The following is a 16,119-nucleotide window of genomic DNA, read 5'->3' on the forward strand; positions in this document are numbered from 1 at the left end:
CGGCGTGACCGCGGGCCGGACGACGGAGACCGCCGCCCGACCCGGGCTCGAGTCCTGCTCAGAAGTGCGGCAGGTACCGGTCGGGGACGGTGTACGACGCCGCGGCCGAGCGCTCTCCGTCGACGATCTGCACGGCGGTCACCGTGTCGACGTCCTTGACGAAGTCTCCGCCGGGCAGCTTCGTACTCCAGAACCCCTCCTCACCGGCTGTGACCGTGGTCGTCTGACCTGCGTACGACACCTCGACGGTGGCATACGGCTCGACGCCGCTGCCGATGACGTCGGGGGTCTCCCACGAACCGAGGCTGACCAGGAAGCCCGCCATGTCGGGGGCGGCGAGCGCCCGGGTGCTCGACGTGGCAGCCGGCAACGGCGTGGCCGCCTGGGCCGGAGCGGCCGAGAGGACGGTCGCACCGGACAGCGCGACGGCGATCGCGGCGCTCGCGAACAGGGTGGTGATCTTCATTGTTTCTCCTTGAGAGGGGGGCGGCGAGCGTCAGCGGGTGAGCTGGAAAGCGACCGAGCTCGTTCCGTTCGCATGCTGCTGATAGGCGATGGTCTGAACCCAGGGGCCGACACCGTCGGCCCCGACACGCGCGCGCCAGGATCCAGCCGAGTCAGCAACCGTGACGCCCTGACTGAGGCCCCGCGCGCGGAGGACGATGAGCGCTCCCGGCGTTGCCTTCCCCGAGACCTCGTACACGCCGGTCGCGACCTTCTGCGTCGCGTCGACCACGATGGGCCGGAAGGCTGCGGAGTCGTCGGTGGACTCGGGGTACTGGCTGAAGAACGAGAATCCGGCCTGCGCATACGCACCCGCCGCCGTCACCACGGTCGCCGTGTTGCCGCCGAAGTTGCCGCTGGTGGCTCGGGTCAGCTGGTACGACCAGTTGCCGGCGGCGTCGGACCTCACCCGTTCGTTGCGAAGAGGAAAGCCGGGGATGGTGATGTAGACGTCAGCAGCGGGAGTCGACACGCCCGAGATCGTCGGCCGCGTGTCGGGGACGAACGACTCGGAGCTGGTGACGGAGATGAAGGGAGCTGCTGCGGCACTCGAGGCCGATGCGCTGATGGCTCCGGTTCCGGCGGTCGTAGCCGCATTGGCGGGAACAGCCGAGAGAGCGGCGCTCGCTGTGACGGCCGCTACGAGGACTGCGCCGGAAGCGATTCTGGTGAAGGACATACGGTTCCTTTTCTGGCTGATCTTCTGCCGTATAGCAGGAGTGGATGTTACATACGAAATGTCGAAAACCAGTAAAGCAGGCGATCGCGGGCGAGCCTGAGTGTTCGCCCGGCTGTCCTCCCCAGCCGGGACGCGCATCCTGCGCTTCCTCAGGTCGGAGCCGCGAGGGCCGGTAGCGTTAGCGCACGTGGGGATCCTCTTTGCACTGCTCGCGGCCGTCGGCCTCGCCGTCGGCACCGAGCTGCAGCACCGCGGCGTCCGCGCTCAGGGCAGTTCGTCGTCGCCGACCTCGGTGAGCGGGTTCCGAGCGCTCCTCGGTCAGCCGGTCTGGCTCCTCGGCGCCCTCCTCATCGGCATCTCGATCGTCCTGCAGCTGAGCAGCCTCCTCCTGGCGAACCTGGCCGTGGTCCAGCCTCTCGGGGCGATCGGCCTGCTCGTCTCCGCCTACCTGCAGGCCCGCCGGACGAGGCGCCGCCTCAGCCGTGAGAAGCGGATCGGGATCGCGCTCTGCATGGCGGGCATCGCCGCCTTCGTGGTCATCGCCATCGTCGTCGGACGACCCGAGGTCGTGACCGCGGCGTCGCTGGCCGGCGTGCTGATCACCCTCGTGATCCTGCTGGGGGCGGCGATCCTGCTGCTCCGGGTCCGCCGGACGGCACTGGCCACCGCCCTGGCTGCCGCGGTCATGTTCGGCTTCGTGGCGACGCTCGCCCAGATCGTGCTGACCGACCTCCTGAAGAACGGGATCGGGCCGGTCCCGATCGCGGCCGGAGCGGGGCTCGCAGCGGCAGGCATCGCAGGATCGCTGTGGGTGCAGAAGGCCCACTCGCAGGGCAGCTCGACGCTCGTGCTCGCCGGCCTGACGGTCATCGACCCGCTGACCGGGGTTGTTCTGACGAGCGTGTTCTTCGGCACGCTCGCCGGTGCGAGCGGCGGCGGCGTCTTCGGCATGCTGATCGCCGGGATCGTGGCGACGTCGGGCGTGCTGCTCGTCGCTCGCGACTAGAGCCTGCGGGGCGGAGCGGGGCGGGCGGGAGCGGAGCTACGCCGAGACGGGGGCGGCCGACGGCCCGCCCTCGCGGTACCAGAGCGTCACGAGCCCGCGGGCGTTGCGCGTCATCGCGAGGTAGTGCCCGACGACTCCGAGCACGAACAGGGCGAAGCCGACGCCCACGAGAGCATCGCGGAAGCCCGCGACGGCCTCGCCGAACAGCATCAGGAACAGGCCGACGAACAGCAGCGCCGTCCGGACCTTGCCGACCTTCGACACCCGGACGTCGGGCGCACCGTGGAACGACGACACCGCCCAGAGCCCTGAGAGCACGTCGGGGATCAGCAGGATCACGACCAGCTGCCACGGCACGACGTTCGAGGCTGCGAAGGCCGCGACCACGAACACGACCGTGAGCCGGTCGGCCACCGGGTCGAGCCACGCGCCGAGCGCCGACATCTGATTGAAGCGGCGGGCGATGAACCCGTCGGCGAAGTCGGTGAGGAAGACGACCAGAAGCACGACGATCGACGCCCAGAACTGGTGTAGGAAGAGCAGCACGCCGAAGACGGGCAGGAGCAGGATGCGCACGGCCGAGATGACGTTGGGAAGGGTCCGCCAGTCGTCGTCGCCGAACAGCCGCTCCCGGAGCGTCGTCGCGGGGCCGTCGGGCTGCGGGGTCATGCCGGCGACGGAGGTGTCGCCGAGGACCCGGCGTCGATCGCCGTCCGGCATCCGCAGCAGGATCGCGCGGACCGCCAGGTAGACGACGCCGAGGGCGACCAGCACCGCCACGACGGTCCAGCCGGTGACGCCGAGGTAGGGCCGGCTGATGTGGAAGGAGGCACGCACCAGCACGCCGACCGTGACGTACAGCGCCGACCAGGCGATCGAGGCGAGGACGCTCCCCGCGACGAAGGGCCCGGTCGGGATGCCGGTCGCCCCGGCGACCGTCGGCGCCAGGGCACGAGGCACGGGGACCAGGCGTGCCAGCAGGACGCGCAGCGGGCCGCTCCGCCGGAGGACTCGCGCGGTCTCGTCCCAGTGCGCGACGCCGAGGCGCGACACGGTCCGGCTCGCGCGGAGACCCTCCCCCTGGCGCCTGCCGACAGTGAAGAGGGCGAGGTCGCCGAGCACCCGGCCGAGGGCGACGACGGCGAAGAGGAGCAGGATCGCGGGGGCCGAGTCGAGAGCCGCAGCCGCCACGATCACGACGGGGCCGCCGGGCACGAACGCGACCAGGCCGAGGGCCGACTCGAGAAGGGCCGCGGCGAAGGCGACGGCGAGCACCAGCCCGAGCGGGAGCACCGCACGAGACTCGTTCAGCCAGTCGACGAAGCTCACTCCCCCATTCTCCCGTGAACGCGTGACGCCCGATGACACGCCACGGGGGCGACCACCCGTACCGTGGAGCAGTCACTCGGGAGGAAGCATCGTGGAAGAGGTCGAGACGCTCGTCATCGGCGGCGGAGCCATGGGCTCCTCGACGGCCTGGGCGCTCGCGCGCCGCGGCCGCGAGGTGCTGCTCGCGGAGCGCTTCGAGCCGGGGCACGCGATGGGCGCCTCGCACGGCGAGTACCGCAACTTCAACGTCGCCTACGCCGAGCCCGACTACGTCGACCTGCTCGTCGAGTCGAGGCGCCTGTGGCACGAGCTCGAGGCCGAGGCGGGAGAGACGCTCCTCGACCTGGTCGGGCTCGTGAATCACGGACCGGCGGCGCCGCACGAAGCGGTCGACGGGAGGCTGCGCGACGACTTCGACGTCGTGCACGACGCTCTCGACCGGGCCGGGATCGCGAACGAGTTCGTGCCCGCCGAGGAGGCCGGTCGACGCTGGCCGGGCATCCGATTCGAGACGCGCGTGCTCTTCTCGTCGGAGTCGGGTCGCGTCAAGGCCGACGCGTCGGTGGCCGCGCTCCAGGCCCGGGCGTCGGCACTCGGGGCCGAGGTCCGGCACGGCACCCGCGCGCTCGACATCCGCGTCGGGGCGGACGGCGACCACGTCGACGTCGACCTGGAGGACCGAGCCGGCGTCGTGACGAGGGTCCGCACCCATTCGCTCGTGGTGACCGCCGGCGCCTGGACCGAGAAGCTCCTCGGCGACCGCGTGCACCTCCCGCGGCTGGTCGTGACGCAGGAACAGCCCGCCCACTTCGCGCCCCTCGATCCTGCGCTCGCCTGGCCGTCGTTCAACCACCGCCGCGACACCCGGGCGTCAGACGACTACTGGTACAGCGACGTCTACGGGATGCTGACGCCCGGCGTCGGCGTCAAGGCCGGCTGGCACGGCGCCGGCGCTCGGGTCGACCCGGACGCCCGCACCTTCGCGTCGGAACCCGTCCAGCTCCGAGCGCTGCAGCGCTACGCCCGCGAGTGGCTCCCCGGCGTCGATGCCGACCGGCTGGATGAGATCAGCTGCACCTACACGTCGACCGACACCGCCGACTTCGTGCTCGACCGGGTCGGCCCGATCACGGTCGGCGCGGGCTTCTCCGGGCACGGCTTCAAGTTCACCCCGTCGGTGGGCAGGATCCTGGCCGACCTCGCCACGACCGGCGCCCGCCCCGCCGCTCGCTTCGCACTCGACCGCTAGAGCGCGGCAGCGTCCTGCCGCAGCTCCGTTAGGCCACAGCCGCCTCGCTCGGCAGCCGCAGCGGGCCTCGCCGGCCGGCCGCCCACACCGTGAACGCGAACCCGGACAGGCCGGCGGCGGCGACCATCACGGCGGTCCAGCCGCCGTGCTCGTAGAGGAACGACGCGAGCCCCGAGCCGACGGCGCCCCAGAGGAAGTTGTTGGTCACGAAGGCCGTGTTCAGGCGGCTCCGCGCCTGCGGATCGAGCTGGAACATGCGCGACTGGACGGTGATGTTGTGCCCCTGGATGGCGACGTCGAGCAGCAGGATCGCGATGACGATCACGAAGACGGACCGCTGGCCGACCCCCGCGACGACGAACGCGAGGAGCACCAGCGCCCAGGCCACGCCGATGGTCGGCAGCCCGAGTCCGCGGTCGTTGAGGCGCCCGACGCGCTGGGCGGCGGCGGCTCCGGCGAGGCCGACGAGGCCGAACAGCCCGATGACGCTCACCGAGAACGAGAAGGGCGGCGCGCTGAGGAGGAACGTGAGCGAGGTCCAGAACATCGTGAAGACGGCGAACGACGATCCGCCGAGGACGAGACTCCAGCGCACCGTCCGCTCGCGCGCGACGATCACGAAGACCGACCCGATCAGCGACGGATACCGGAGGTGCGCCCGGGCGGGCAGGCGCGGGATCGCGAAGAACAGCAGGATCGCGAGGACGAGCGCCAGCGCCGCGGCCGCCACGTAGATCGCCCTCCAGCCTGCCGCGCCGGCTACGAGCCCGGACACGGTGCGGGAGACCAGGATGCCGATCAGGATCCCGGAGACGACGGTCCCGACGATCCTGCCCCGGTTCGTGTCGTCGGCCAGGTCGCCGGCGAGCGGCACGAGGATCTGGCCCGCGACCGTCGTGAGGCCGACGAGCGAGAGGGTCACCAGCAGCACGGCGAAGGTCGGCGCGAGGGCCGACGCGAGGAGCGCCGCAGTGGCGCAGAGCAGGGCTGCGGGCACCAGGATGCGGCGGTTCAGCACGTCGCCGAGCGGCACGAACAGCAGCACGCCGACGGCGTACCCGAGCTGGGTGGCGGTCACCAGCCAGCCGGCGGACGAGGTGCCGGTGTGCAGGTCGGTCGCGATGAAGTCGAGGAGCGGCTGCGACCAGTAGAGGTTGCCGACGGCGGCGCCGCTCGCGATCGCGAAGAGGAGGGCGAGGCGCCGGCTCACGACGCGCGGCCTGTGGAGATCATGGCTCGACGCTAGCGGCGGCCGTCAGCGCGTGGGAGGCCCTGCCGGACACCCCACGGGCTGCAGCCGCCGAAGCGTCGCGACGTGGGTGCAAGCGCCACCGCCACCGCTACCGCCGGCGCGAGTAGTGCAGCAGCAGCATCCCGTCGGAGTTGAGGACGTGGTCGAGCGCGAGCGCCCGCAGGTCGAGAGGCGCGGCGTCGCCCGAGGGGTGCGTGATCCTGGTGCCCTGACCGCCTTCGAGGTTCGGGCTGACGGTGAGCGCCAGCGCGTCGAGCGCATCGGCCTCGATGAGGGATCCGAGGAGCGAGGGGCCGCCCTCGCAGTGCATCTGCAGCAGGCCCCGCGCGACGAGCACATCGACGAGCCGGGACGGCTCCACCCCGGTGGCGCCGCACGAGATCACGTCGGCCACGTCCTCGAGCGCCGCACGCCGGTCGGCGGGCGCCGAGTCGCTGGTCAGCACGAGGGGTCGGACGGGTGCAACGGCGAAGACGTCGCTCGCAGGATCGAGGTCGAGACTGCGCGACACGAGGGCGAACGCGGGCTGAGCTGCCAGCCCTGCGGCGACGCGCCAGGCCTCGGCCTCCGGCCCCAGCCGCATCGCCCCGTATCCCTCGGAGCGGACAGTCCCCGCTGCGACGACCACGACGTCGGCGACCTGCCTCTGCAGGTCGAACACGCGCTTGTCAGCGGGGGCTCCGAGCTCTCCGGAGAGCCCCGCGGCGGTCGCCGAGCCGTCGACGCTCGCGATGAAGTTGGCTCGGAGCCTCGGCACCGACCGGTCGACCGGCCCGTACAGGGCGAGCAGCTCGTCGTCGCCGAGGTCGGCGACACGGTCGGGGAACAGCGCGTCGATGACGGCCCCACGCTCGCTCACAGGTTGTGCACCGGGTCGACGGGCGCGCGCCAGCCGAGGATTGCCTCGACCATGCGCATGGCGTCGACCGACTCGCGGACGGCGTGCATCCGGACGATGCGCGCACCCAGCATCACGCTGACGGTGGCCGCCGCCAGGGATCCTGCGAGCCTCTCGGGCTTGTCGCGCGCGAGGCTCTCGCCGATGAAGTCCTTGTTCGAGACCGCGGCCAGCGTCGGCAGGCCGATGGCGGTGATCTCGGCGAGGCGCCTCGTGAGCTCGAGGGTGTGCAGCGTGTTCTTGTTGAGGTCGTGCCCGGGGTCGATGATCAGCCGCTCCTCGGGGATGCCGCGGGACAGCGCGAAGGCGACCCGGTCCCGCAGGAAGTCGGCGACGTCCAGGGCGACGTCGTCGTAGTGCGGCCGCGGCACCTCCTGGCGGGGCGCGGCCAGAGAGTGCGTGATGACGAGCGTCGCGTCGGAGTCGGCGACGACGTCGGCGAGGCGGGGGTCGTGGATCCCGGTCGTGTCGTTCACGACGCTGGCTCCGGCGGCGATGGCGGCCTCGGCCACCTCGGCGCGGAACGTGTCGACCGAGATGACGACGTCGGACTCCTGCGCGAGCGCCGCCACCACCGGCACGACGCGAGCCGCCTCCTCGTCGGCGGGCAGCTCGGGCCCGGGGGCGAACGGCACGCCGCCGATGTCCACCCAGTCGGCGCCCGCCTCCGCTGCGGCGACCGCGGCCTCCACTGCGCGGTCGAGCGCGAACGTCGCGCCCTGGTCGAAGAAGGAGTCGGGGGTGCGGTTGACGATCGCCATGACCGCGAGCTGGTGGTCGAAGTCGAAGGTGCGGGCGCCGATCCTGCGCAGGGGGTGCCGGAGGACCGGCAGCACGAAGCCCTGCGGAACGGTCTCGTCGCTCACTCGTGCGCTCCGCTGCGCGCGATCAGAGCGATCGCCTCGGCGCGGCCCGCCGGCTCGGAGAGCACGCCGCGGCTCGCGATCGTGACCGTCGACGACTGCGTCTGACGCGACCCTCGCGTGGTCACGCACTGGTGCGCAGCGTCGAGGACGACCAGGACGCCCGCCGCGTCGACCCCGTCTCGCAGCGCGTCGACGATCTCCTCGCCGAGACGCTCCTGGAGCTGGGGGCGGGAGGCGAGAGCGTCGACGAGCTCCGGGATCTTGCCGAGCCCGACGATCTGCGACCCCGGCACGTACGCGACGTGCGCCACGCCGAGGAAGGGCAGCAGGTGGTGCTCGCAGACCGAGCGGAACCGGATGTCGCGGACGATGACCAGCTCGCCGAGCTCGCCCTCGTCGGCCGCGACGACGCTGCCGCCCACGAGCGAGGCGACGTCGGTGCCGAGGCCGCCGAAGAACTCCTCGTACGCGTCAGCGACGCGCCTCGGGGTGTCGGCGAGGCCCGGACGACCCGGGTCGTCGCCGATCGCGGCCAGGATCTCGGCCACCGCCCGTTCGATTCTCGGCCGGTCGAAGCGCTGTGTCATGGTGCTGGCGTACCCCTCCGTGTACCCCGGTCAGCCGGGGTGCTCGGGGGAAGAGTACCTCGTGGCGCCGAGCGGCCAGCCCGCGGCGCCGCCCAGCCTCACTCAGCGCCCGAGGATCATCCGGTCGAGCCACGGCCCCGAGAACTTGCCCTCCGGGTCGTGCTTCGCCACCAGCGCGCGGAACTCGTCGAGCCTCGGGTAGCGCTCGGCGATCTCGGTCGGCGTCGTCACCGACACCTTGCCCCAGTGCGGGCGCGGCGTGAACGGCTCGAGAGCCTTCTCGATGGCCGGGAGGAGCGCTGCGACCTCGTCGACGTGGAGGGCCCAGGTGAAGTGGATGCAGAGCGTGTCGCGCCCCTGCGTCTCGCTCATCCAGTAGTCGTCGGCCGCGACCGAGCGGAGCTCCGTCACGAGCAGGTGCGGCTGGATGCGGTCGGACAGTGCACGGACCGCCGCGATCGCCTCGGCACCGCGGTCGAGGCCGACGAAGAACTCGGTCTGGATCTCTTCGCCGTTCGACGGCTTGCGGTCGATGCGGAAGTGCGGCAGTCGCTCCTGCCACGGGCCGACGGAGCCGTCCATGGGCGTCGTGTTGTCGTCGGTGCCGACGAACTCGGCCCGCTCGGGGCTGCGCTTCGCACCGAAGTACTCGTCGGGGACCTCGATGTCCTCGACTCCCTCCGGGATGCGCGACTTGACCCACATCTGCGTGATGTCGGAGCCGTACACCGTGAACAGGCTGACGCTGTAGCCGAGCGACATCACCTCGCGGAGCTTCTCGCCCTCGATCGACTCCCACGGCAGCCCGAGGTAGACGTCCTGACGGACGCGGTAGCTCGGCTGGACGTCGAGCGACACTCGCGTGACGATGCCGAGGGCGCCGAGGTGGACGACGCTGCCGCCGAACTCCGGGTCGCCACGGCGAACCGTGCGGAGGCTGCCGTCGGCGGTCACGAACTCGAGAGCGTTGACGGCCGTCGACAGGGAGCCGAGAGCCGCGCCGGAGCCGTGCGTGCCGGTCGCGGTCGCACCGCCGACCGAGATGTGCGGGAGCGAGCCCATGTTGTGCAGCGCGAGGCCCTCGGCCTCGAGCGCCGTGGCGACCTCGGCGTAGCGGGCTCCCGCACCGACGGTGACCGAGGTGCGGTCTTCGCTGACGACGAGGTCCATCGGGATCTCGGTCGTGGTGACCAGGACGCCGGGGCCGTCGGCCACGTCGTTGAAGGAGTGGCGGGTGCCCAGGGCACGCACGCGCGGCTCGCGCGCGACGATCTCCTGGAGCTCGGAGATGGAGGTCGGATCGATGATGCGCGAGGCGCCGTACACGTGAGTGCCGGCCCAGTTCTGCTCGCGTTCGGCAGTGAACGTCATTGACCCAGTCTAGGCGACGTGAACGCTCACACCGAGGGCTCCGACCGTCTTGCCCCCGACCTCGACGAGTCCGTGGCCGAGGTGACGGGTCGTGATCCTGCTGCCTCGCCCCTGGGTGATGTCGAGGTCGACGCCGAGACGCGCGGTGATCGCGATGGCGGCCGCGCCGGTCGCCTCGTCTTCGGTGATGCCCATGTCGGGCGCGAACATGCGGGACCGCAGGGCTCCCGACGCCTCGTCGAGCCACGCGTAGGCGTAGTGGTGACCGTCGTGGAACGCCGCCGGGTCGAGCGCGTCGACCTCGGCGGGCGACCCGAGGGCCACCCAGGTGAATTCGGGAGCCCAGGATGCTCGGGCCGACACCCGGGTGACGTCGCCGTCGTACCGGACCCCGACCCGCCCCGCGGGCACGACGAGCTCGTCCACAGGCGCGCCCCGCTCCCGCAGCCACCACGCGGTGCCGACCGTCGGATGCCCTGCGAACGGCAGCTCCGACGCCGGGGTGAAGATGCGGAGGGTCGCCACGCCCGGCTCCTGGCGGGCCGACGCCTCGAGGAAGACGGTCTCGCTGAAGCCCAACTGGCTCGCGATCCGCTGCTCGTGACCGCGCCAGACGGGCTCGCCGTCCGCCCGGGTCGGGGCGTCGTCGGCCGTGACGATGCCGAGCGGGTTGCCGAGGGCGCCGTCGTCGGTCGTGAAGACCCGCACGACGTGGACCTCGAGGTCGTGGTCGGGGGCTGCCGGACCGGATTGTGCGTCTTCGTCCATGAGCTCAGCCTGGCACGAGGCGCCCTCCGGAGAGACCTACTCGCCCGGCGTGAACGCCGTGTAGACGGCGGCGATGTCGTCGCCGCCGTGCCCGGCCGACGACGCGTCGGCGTAGACGGCCGACAGGGCCTGGAGCAGGCGGGCGTCGACCCCGGAGCTCTGTGCCGCGTCGGAGATGAGGCCGATGTCTTTGCGGAGGCCGTCGAGCGCGAACGACGGCTCGAAGCCGCCGGCCAGCATGCTCTCGCCCTTCAAGTGGGCGTAGGGGCTGTCGGAGGCGCCGCCGTCGATCGCCTCGAGGAACATCGCGGGATCGACGCCGAGCGCGCCGGCGAGGGCCAGGGACTGCGCGGTCGCGGCCGTGATGCTGGCGATCCAGGCGTTCGCGGCGAGCTTGAGGGCGGAGCCGTTGCCGACCCGCGATCCTGCGGTCACGGTCTTGCTGCCGATCGCGTCGAGGACCGGCTGCGCCTTCGCCAGGAGGTCGGGGTCGCCCGCCGCGAGGACGACGAGCGCGCCCGTCTCGGCGGGCTTCTTCGTGCCGAGCATCATCGCCTCGACCAGGTGGACGCCCGAGGACTCCGCCTGCTTGACGACTCGGGCCGTGCCGTCGAGTCCGATCGTGCTCGCCTGCACCCAGACGGCGTCGGCGGGCACGGACGCGCCGGCCTCGGAGAGGACGCTGAGCACGGAGTCGGCGTCGAAGACGATCGAGAGGACGACGTCGGCGCCAGAGACGGCCTCGGCGGGGGTGCCGGCGACGGTCGCTCCCTCGTCGGCGAAGGGCGCCGCCTTCTCGCTCGAGCGGTTCCAGACCGTCACGTCGAACCCCTCGCGGAGGAGCGTCCGCGCGACGCCGTTGCCCATGATCCCGAGCCCCAGGACTGCGACCTTCATCTGACGTTCTCCCTTCGTCGGAGCGCTCTGCTCGACCCCGTGGACGTTACGCCCGGGCCGCTGAGACTCGCCGGACGACGACCCCGCGCGACGAGACGGCTCGCCCGGCGAGCGCCCCCAGCGCGATGCAGGCCAGCAGGATCGCGACGCCTCCGGCCTCGAGACCGGCCTCCATGCCGCGCGCGGCACTCCAGCCCGCGTGGCCGATGCCGGCGAGCGCGAGGTCGCCGTTCCCGCCTGCGCTGCCGCCCCCGCTGCCGCCTCCGCTCAGCATGAGGAGGAGGAGAGCCGCCAGGAGCCCGTCGACGGCCACGAAGAGGCCGATGAGGGCTCCGCCGAGGACTGCGCGGAGGACTGCGCCATGGGAGGCCGGGGCGGAAGCGGGGAGGGCAGAGAGCGGCATGAGACTCCTTCGGATGCGAAGAGCTCAATATATCACATGCGAATATTCAGCTCAGGGGTTTCTCGAAGCGCAGGTAGCTGATCTCCTCGAGGTCGCCGGCGAGGTCGAAGAGCGGCCGGTAGCCGAGGGCGAGATAGAGCCCGACAGCCTCGGGCTGCCGCGCGCCGGTCGTCAGTACCACTCGGCGGTAGCCGCGGCGCTGCGCCTCCGCCTCGAGCTCGGCCATGACGAGCCGCCCGTGGCCCTGGCGGCGATGGTCGGGATGCGTCCAGACGCGCTTCATCTCGGCTGTCTCGTCGTCGACGCGCAGGAAGGCGCCTCCCGCGAGCACCTGGCCATCACGCTCCAGGAGGAGGAACGCGCCTCCCTCCGCGGGCGAGAACAGCCCGGCAGGGTAGCGGCTGAGCTCCACGGAGGACGGGATGCCGTCGTTCAGCCCGTAGCGCTCGTCGTAGTCGCGAGCCAGGTCGGCGACGAGCGGTGCCGCGAGCGCGGAGTCCGGGCTCGACCAGGTGAACCGCGGCTGCGTGAGGCTCTCTCCGGTCGCGCTGGACCCCGTGACACTCATGCGGCGACGGTAGGTCGGGCCACCGACCGGCGTCAACTCCGATGACGCCGTGCTTCGTCGCGCGCGACGACGTGGACGGGTCAGCGCCAGTCGTCGGGCGGCACGCCCTCGTCGTAGGGGTCGTCCGGGGGTGCGTCGGGCCAGCCGCCGTCGTCGAAGAGCGGGTCGGGCTCGGGCTCGAAGCTCGACACCGGCGCGGACGCCGCGGTGGCCCGCGCACCGGCGGCGCCGCGGCCGCCTGCGCTCTTCGCACCGCCTCGACCGGAAGCGCGGCCCGAACCGCCTCGGCCGCCGGCCGGAGCGGAGCCGACGGGAGCGGCATCGGCCCGCGAACCATCGGTCGGCGAACCATCGGTCGGCGAGCCAGCGCCGCCCCCGCGGGCTGCCACCGCCTCGGGCGATTCGCCGGCGACGAGGTCGAGGAGCTGCTGACCGTAGGTGTCGAGCTTCTTCTGACCCACGCCCGAGATGCCGGAGAGGTCGGCGAACGTGGCCGGCCTCGCGGCGGTGACACCGCGGAGGGTCACGTCGCCGAACACCACATAGGCGGGCACGCCCGCGGCCCTGGCCGTGAGCGCCCGCCAGGATCGCAGCGTCTCGAACAGCGGCATCGCGTCGGCCGGCAGATCGACAGCGGAGGCGGCGCCGCCGCGGGACCTCGACGACCGGGCAGGACGGGAGGACCGCGCCGGCTCCTGGCGGAGGCGCACCGGTCGGTCGCCGCTGAGCACCGAGGCGGAGCCCTCCGTGAGCAGGAGCGTGCCGTACCCGTCGGGCGAGACGGCCAGGAGCTCCTGCGCGAGCAACTGCCGCACGACCCCGCGCCACTCGACGTCGGAGAGCTCGGTGCCGATCCCGAAGGTCGCCAGCGCGGAGTGCCCGTTCTGCTCCATGCGAGGGGTCCGCTTGCCGAGCAGGATGTCGATGAGGTGGCCGGCGCCGAACTGCTGGTTGCGCTCGCGCTTGAGACGCACGATCGTCGACAGCAGCTTCTGGGCCGGGACGGTGCCGTCGATCGCGGTCGGCGGGTTCAGGCAGGTGTCGCAGTTGCCGCAGGCGGTGGACGGCTGGCCGAAGTAGGCGAGCAGCTGGACCCGGCGGCACTCGACGGTCTCGCAGAGGGCGAGCATCGCGTCGAGGTGGACGGTGAGCTTGCGGCGGTGCTCGGCATCGCCCTCCGACTGCTCGATCATGCGTCGCTGTTGCATGACGTCCTGGAGGCCGTAGGCCAGCCACGCCGTGGACGGCAGCCCGTCGCGCCCGGCGCGCCCGGTCTCCTGGTAGTACCCCTCGACCGACTTGGGGAGGTCGAGGTGCGCGACGAAGCGGACGTCGGGCTTGTCGATGCCCATGCCGAAGGCGACCGTCGCCACCATGACGAGGCCCTCCTCGCGCAGGAACCGCGACTGGTTGCGCTGCCGCGTCGCGGCGTCGAGGCCCGCGTGGTACGGCAGCGCCGGGATGCCGTTGTCGACGAGCGACTGCGCCGTCTTCTCGACGGAGTTGCGCGACAGGCAGTAGACGATGCCCGCGTCGCCGGCGTGCTCGGTCTGGATCAGGCGCAGAACCTGCTTGAGCGGCTGGTCTTTCGCCTCGATGCGGTACTGGATGTTCGGCCGGTCGAAGTCGGCGACGAAGTGGGCCGCCTGATCGAGGCCGAGGCGGGAGGAGATCTCGCGGTGGGTCTGCTCGGTGGCGGTCGCCGTCAGCGCGATCCGCGGCACGGCCGGCCACCGCTCGTGCAGCACCGACAGCTCGAGGTAGTCGGGCCGGAAGTCGTGACCCCACTGCGCGACGCAGTGGGCCTCGTCGATGGCGAACAGGGCGATCGTGCCCTGGTCGAGGAGCTGCCTGGTCGACTCGAGACGGAGGCGCTCGGGCGCGAGGTAGAGCATGTCGAGCTCACCTGCGCGGTAGGCCTGCTCGACCTGGCGACGGGAGTCGGGATCCTGCGTGCTGTTCAAGAAGGCGGCCCGCACACCGACGGCCTCGAGGGCGTCGACCTGGTCTTGCATGAGGGCGATGAGCGGGGAGACGATCACGCCGACGCCGTCGCGCACGAGCGCTGGCACCTGATAGCAGAGCGACTTGCCGCCGCCGGTCGGCATCAGCACCAGCGCGTCGCCGCCGCCCACCACCTGGTCGATGATCGCCGCCTGCTCGCCGCGGAAGGCGTCGTAGCCGAAGACGCTCTGGAGCACGTCGAGGGGCTGCCGACCTGCAGGCTGGGCGGGGAGGGTCGCGGTGGAGGTCACCCGAGGAGTTTACGAGGGACCACCGACGGGAAGGCGGGTCCGTCCACAGGCGTCACGCGCTCGGGCTCGTGCCGGCGGGCCATCCACGTGACCAGCAGGACGTAGACCGCGCTCGTGACAACCGTGATCGCGGCTCCTGCGGGAGTCCCGTCGCTCTGGGCGGTCGCCACGGTCGGAGCCGCGAGGAGGAAGACGAGCAGGTTGTTCAGCACGTGCCCGACGATCCCCGCTTCGAGACCACCGGTCCGCCAGGTCAGGTAGGCGAACGAGACGCCGAGCGCGGCCACGTCGAGCCTGCCCCAGACGTTGTAGTCGTGAGCGAGCGCGAAGGCGGCCGTGGGCAGGACGATCGCGAAGACGGGCGGACGGATCCAGGAGCCGATCGTCTGAGTCCCGAAGCCCCGGAAGGCGAACTCCTCCCCCGTGGCCTGCAGCGGGACGAACACCAGGATCAGCACGATCGAGACGATCAGGGCCGGAAGCGGCGTTGCTGTACCCGAGCTCGTCTGCGGCCCCTGCCACGAGGCCGGCACCGCGAGACTCAACCCCACGCTCAAGCCGATGAAGACGAGCCCCGGCAGGATGCAGCGGGCGAGCCAGCGCCAGCGCAGGCGGCCGACGACGCTCGACACGGTCCCGAAGCTCCCGAGGCCGAGGAGGCGCACGGCGATGACGACGGCGGGCAGCATCATCGAGATCGAGCCGAGGGTGAAGAGGAGGACGAGGGGCCGCGAGGCGTCCTGCTGGTTGTGCTGCCAGGCCGCGAGGAAGGCGTCTCGCGCGGCGGTGCCGGCGAAGCCGCCGATGAGGAGGAGGAACACCTCCTGATACGCGAGGAGGAGCGCGTAGTAGAACCCGGCCCCCACGATCAGCGCGACGACGGGCTTCCACCACCGGTAGGTCGTCCGCGCGCGGAACAGGCGGTGGTAGGCGAGATTCACCCGACGAGGATACCGGGCAGGATCGGGAGTCTCCCGCGCCGGCCCGCAGCCCTCGGCCCGTCCGCGCGCCTCAGTCGGCGATCAGCCGCTTCCCGTAGCCGAGGGCGCCGTCCGGGCTGAAGCCGAGGTGCTCGTAGAACCCGATGACCCGGTCGTTGCCGGATCGGATCTGGATGTTGATCTTCGGGCAGCCGAGCCCGGTGAGCAGGCGCTCCGCCTCGGCCATCAGCTGGGCGCCGAGGCGCTCGCCCTGACGCGCGGGCGAGACGGCGACGTAGTAGACCCAGCCGCGGTGCCCGTCGAAGCCGGCCATCGCTGTCGCGATGGGCTGCCCGGCGCCTGCGGCCTCTGTGCCGTCGTCGACACCGACCAGGAAGAGCTCCCTCTGGACGGTGAGCTTCCGGGCGATGTCGCGTCGCGGGTCGTTCCAGGGGCGGGTGAGGCCGCACTCCTCCCAGAGCGCGACGACGGCTTCGGTGTCTTCCTCGAGGAACGGCCGGATCAGCATCCTGCCATTCTGCCGGAGGCGCAGACAGCCGGAATTGC

The 16,119-nt window shown here is 71.9% G+C and carries 17 protein-coding genes and 1 pseudogene; 2 read left to right on the forward strand and 16 right to left on the reverse strand.

Going from position 1 to position 16,119, the window contains the following annotated elements:
- Positions 1–58 precede the first annotated feature (58 nt).
- Together ABD733_RS14035 and ABD733_RS14040 are read right to left on the reverse strand one after the other, a co-directional pair.
- On the reverse strand, positions 59–466 hold the full coding sequence (locus ABD733_RS14035; RefSeq protein ID WP_344797289.1) for a hypothetical protein: 408 nt from the start codon (positions 464–466) through the stop codon (positions 59–61).
- A gap of 30 nt (positions 467–496) precedes the next feature.
- Positions 497–1,183, reverse strand: a complete 687-nt coding sequence (locus tag ABD733_RS14040) for a hypothetical protein (RefSeq protein ID WP_344797291.1) — start codon at positions 1,181–1,183, stop codon at positions 497–499.
- A gap of 187 nt (positions 1,184–1,370) precedes the next feature.
- On the opposite strand from ABD733_RS14040, the gene ABD733_RS14045 reads away from it, so the two are divergent.
- Positions 1,371–2,189: a DMT family transporter gene (locus ABD733_RS14045; protein WP_344797293.1), complete on the forward strand. Its 819-nt coding sequence runs from the start codon at positions 1,371–1,373 to the stop codon at positions 2,187–2,189.
- Between the two features lie 36 nt (positions 2,190–2,225).
- On the opposite strand, the gene ABD733_RS14050 is transcribed toward ABD733_RS14045, so the two are convergent.
- On the reverse strand, positions 2,226–3,518 hold the full coding sequence (locus tag ABD733_RS14050; protein ID WP_344797295.1) for a CDP-alcohol phosphatidyltransferase family protein: 1,293 nt from the start codon (positions 3,516–3,518) through the stop codon (positions 2,226–2,228).
- Between the two features lie 91 nt (positions 3,519–3,609).
- Here ABD733_RS14050 and ABD733_RS14055 point away from each other — a divergent pair, with 91 nt between their 5' ends.
- On the forward strand, positions 3,610–4,767 hold the full coding sequence (locus ABD733_RS14055) for an FAD-dependent oxidoreductase (RefSeq protein WP_425552928.1): 1,158 nt from the start codon (positions 3,610–3,612) through the stop codon (positions 4,765–4,767).
- A 28-nt stretch (positions 4,768–4,795) separates the two neighbouring features.
- Here the strand turns inward: ABD733_RS14055 and ABD733_RS14060 are convergent, their stop codons facing one another.
- From ABD733_RS14060 to ABD733_RS14120, 13 genes and pseudogenes are all read right to left on the reverse strand, one after another.
- Complete coding sequence (locus ABD733_RS14060; protein ID WP_344797297.1) at positions 4,796–5,977, reverse strand: MFS transporter; 1,182 nt, start codon at positions 5,975–5,977, stop codon at positions 4,796–4,798.
- A 130-nt stretch (positions 5,978–6,107) separates the two neighbouring features.
- Entirely contained in the window at positions 6,108–6,878 is a 771-nt protein-coding gene (locus tag ABD733_RS14065; protein WP_344797299.1) for a dihydrofolate reductase family protein, read from the reverse strand.
- Positions 6,875–7,783 carry a dihydropteroate synthase gene (gene folP, locus ABD733_RS14070; RefSeq protein WP_344797301.1) on the reverse strand — a complete coding sequence of 303 codons (909 nt, stop codon included), beginning with the start codon at positions 7,781–7,783 and terminating at the stop codon, positions 6,875–6,877. Before folP ends, ABD733_RS14065 begins: the two co-directional genes overlap by 4 nt.
- Positions 7,780–8,370: a GTP cyclohydrolase I gene (folE, locus tag ABD733_RS14075; RefSeq protein WP_344797303.1), complete on the reverse strand. Its 591-nt coding sequence runs from the start codon at positions 8,368–8,370 to the stop codon at positions 7,780–7,782. The genes folP and folE overlap by 4 nt, the downstream gene beginning before the upstream one ends.
- A 102-nt stretch (positions 8,371–8,472) precedes the next feature.
- A complete protein-coding gene (locus tag ABD733_RS14080; RefSeq protein WP_344797305.1) occupies positions 8,473–9,741 on the reverse strand; it encodes an FAD-binding protein in 1,269 nt (422 codons plus the stop codon).
- 9 nt (positions 9,742–9,750) lie between these two features.
- Positions 9,751–10,509, reverse strand: coding sequence for a PhzF family phenazine biosynthesis protein (locus tag ABD733_RS14085; protein WP_344797307.1), 759 nt, complete (start codon positions 10,507–10,509; stop codon positions 9,751–9,753).
- 36 nt (positions 10,510–10,545) lie between these two features.
- Entirely contained in the window at positions 10,546–10,944 is a 399-nt protein-coding gene (locus tag ABD733_RS14090) for an NAD-binding protein (protein WP_344798010.1), read from the reverse strand.
- Between the two features lie 6 nt (positions 10,945–10,950).
- Positions 10,951–11,424 (reverse strand): annotated as a pseudogene (locus ABD733_RS14095) (NAD(P)-dependent oxidoreductase); the annotation flags it as partial.
- Positions 11,425–11,452: 28 nt separating this feature from the next.
- Entirely contained in the window at positions 11,453–11,809 is a 357-nt protein-coding gene (locus ABD733_RS14100) for a hypothetical protein (RefSeq protein WP_344797309.1), read from the reverse strand.
- Between the two features lie 46 nt (positions 11,810–11,855).
- The gene (locus ABD733_RS14105) at positions 11,856–12,377 is read right to left on the reverse strand and encodes a GNAT family N-acetyltransferase (protein WP_344797311.1); all 522 of its coding nucleotides are present in this window, start codon (positions 12,375–12,377) and stop codon (positions 11,856–11,858) included.
- An 80-nt stretch (positions 12,378–12,457) separates the two neighbouring features.
- Positions 12,458–14,632, reverse strand: coding sequence for a DNA helicase RecQ (recQ, locus tag ABD733_RS14110; protein ID WP_425552929.1), 2,175 nt, complete (start codon positions 14,630–14,632; stop codon positions 12,458–12,460).
- Positions 14,629–15,573, reverse strand: a complete 945-nt coding sequence (locus ABD733_RS14115; RefSeq protein WP_344797313.1) for a CPBP family intramembrane glutamic endopeptidase — start codon at positions 15,571–15,573, stop codon at positions 14,629–14,631. The genes recQ and ABD733_RS14115 overlap by 4 nt, the downstream gene beginning before the upstream one ends.
- Positions 15,574–15,643: 70 nt before the next feature.
- The gene (locus tag ABD733_RS14120) at positions 15,644–16,081 is read right to left on the reverse strand and encodes a GNAT family acetyltransferase (RefSeq protein WP_344797315.1); all 438 of its coding nucleotides are present in this window, start codon (positions 16,079–16,081) and stop codon (positions 15,644–15,646) included.
- Positions 16,082–16,119 lie beyond the last annotated feature (38 nt).

Origin of the sequence: Frondihabitans peucedani, assembly GCF_039537585.1 — a bacterium.
GTDB lineage: Bacteria > Actinomycetota > Actinomycetes > Actinomycetales > Microbacteriaceae > Frondihabitans > Frondihabitans peucedani.

Coding starts and splice junctions, on each gene's coding strand:
- ABD733_RS14120 (WP_344797315.1), bottom strand. CDS start 16,081: ATGCTGATCCGGCCGTTCCTCGAGGAAGACACCGAAGCCGTCGTCGCG.
- ABD733_RS14080 (WP_344797305.1), bottom strand. CDS start 9,741: ATGACGTTCACTGCCGAACGCGAGCAGAACTGGGCCGGCACTCACGTG.
- ABD733_RS14105 (WP_344797311.1), bottom strand. CDS start 12,377: ATGAGTGTCACGGGGTCCAGCGCGACCGGAGAGAGCCTCACGCAGCCG.
- ABD733_RS14035 (WP_344797289.1), bottom strand. CDS start 466: ATGAAGATCACCACCCTGTTCGCGAGCGCCGCGATCGCCGTCGCGCTG.
- ABD733_RS14040 (WP_344797291.1), bottom strand. CDS start 1,183: ATGTCCTTCACCAGAATCGCTTCCGGCGCAGTCCTCGTAGCGGCCGTC.
- ABD733_RS14085 (WP_344797307.1), bottom strand. CDS start 10,509: ATGGACGAAGACGCACAATCCGGTCCGGCAGCCCCCGACCACGACCTC.
- folE (WP_344797303.1), bottom strand. CDS start 8,370: ATGACACAGCGCTTCGACCGGCCGAGAATCGAACGGGCGGTGGCCGAG.
- ABD733_RS14100 (WP_344797309.1), bottom strand. CDS start 11,809: ATGCCGCTCTCTGCCCTCCCCGCTTCCGCCCCGGCCTCCCATGGCGCA.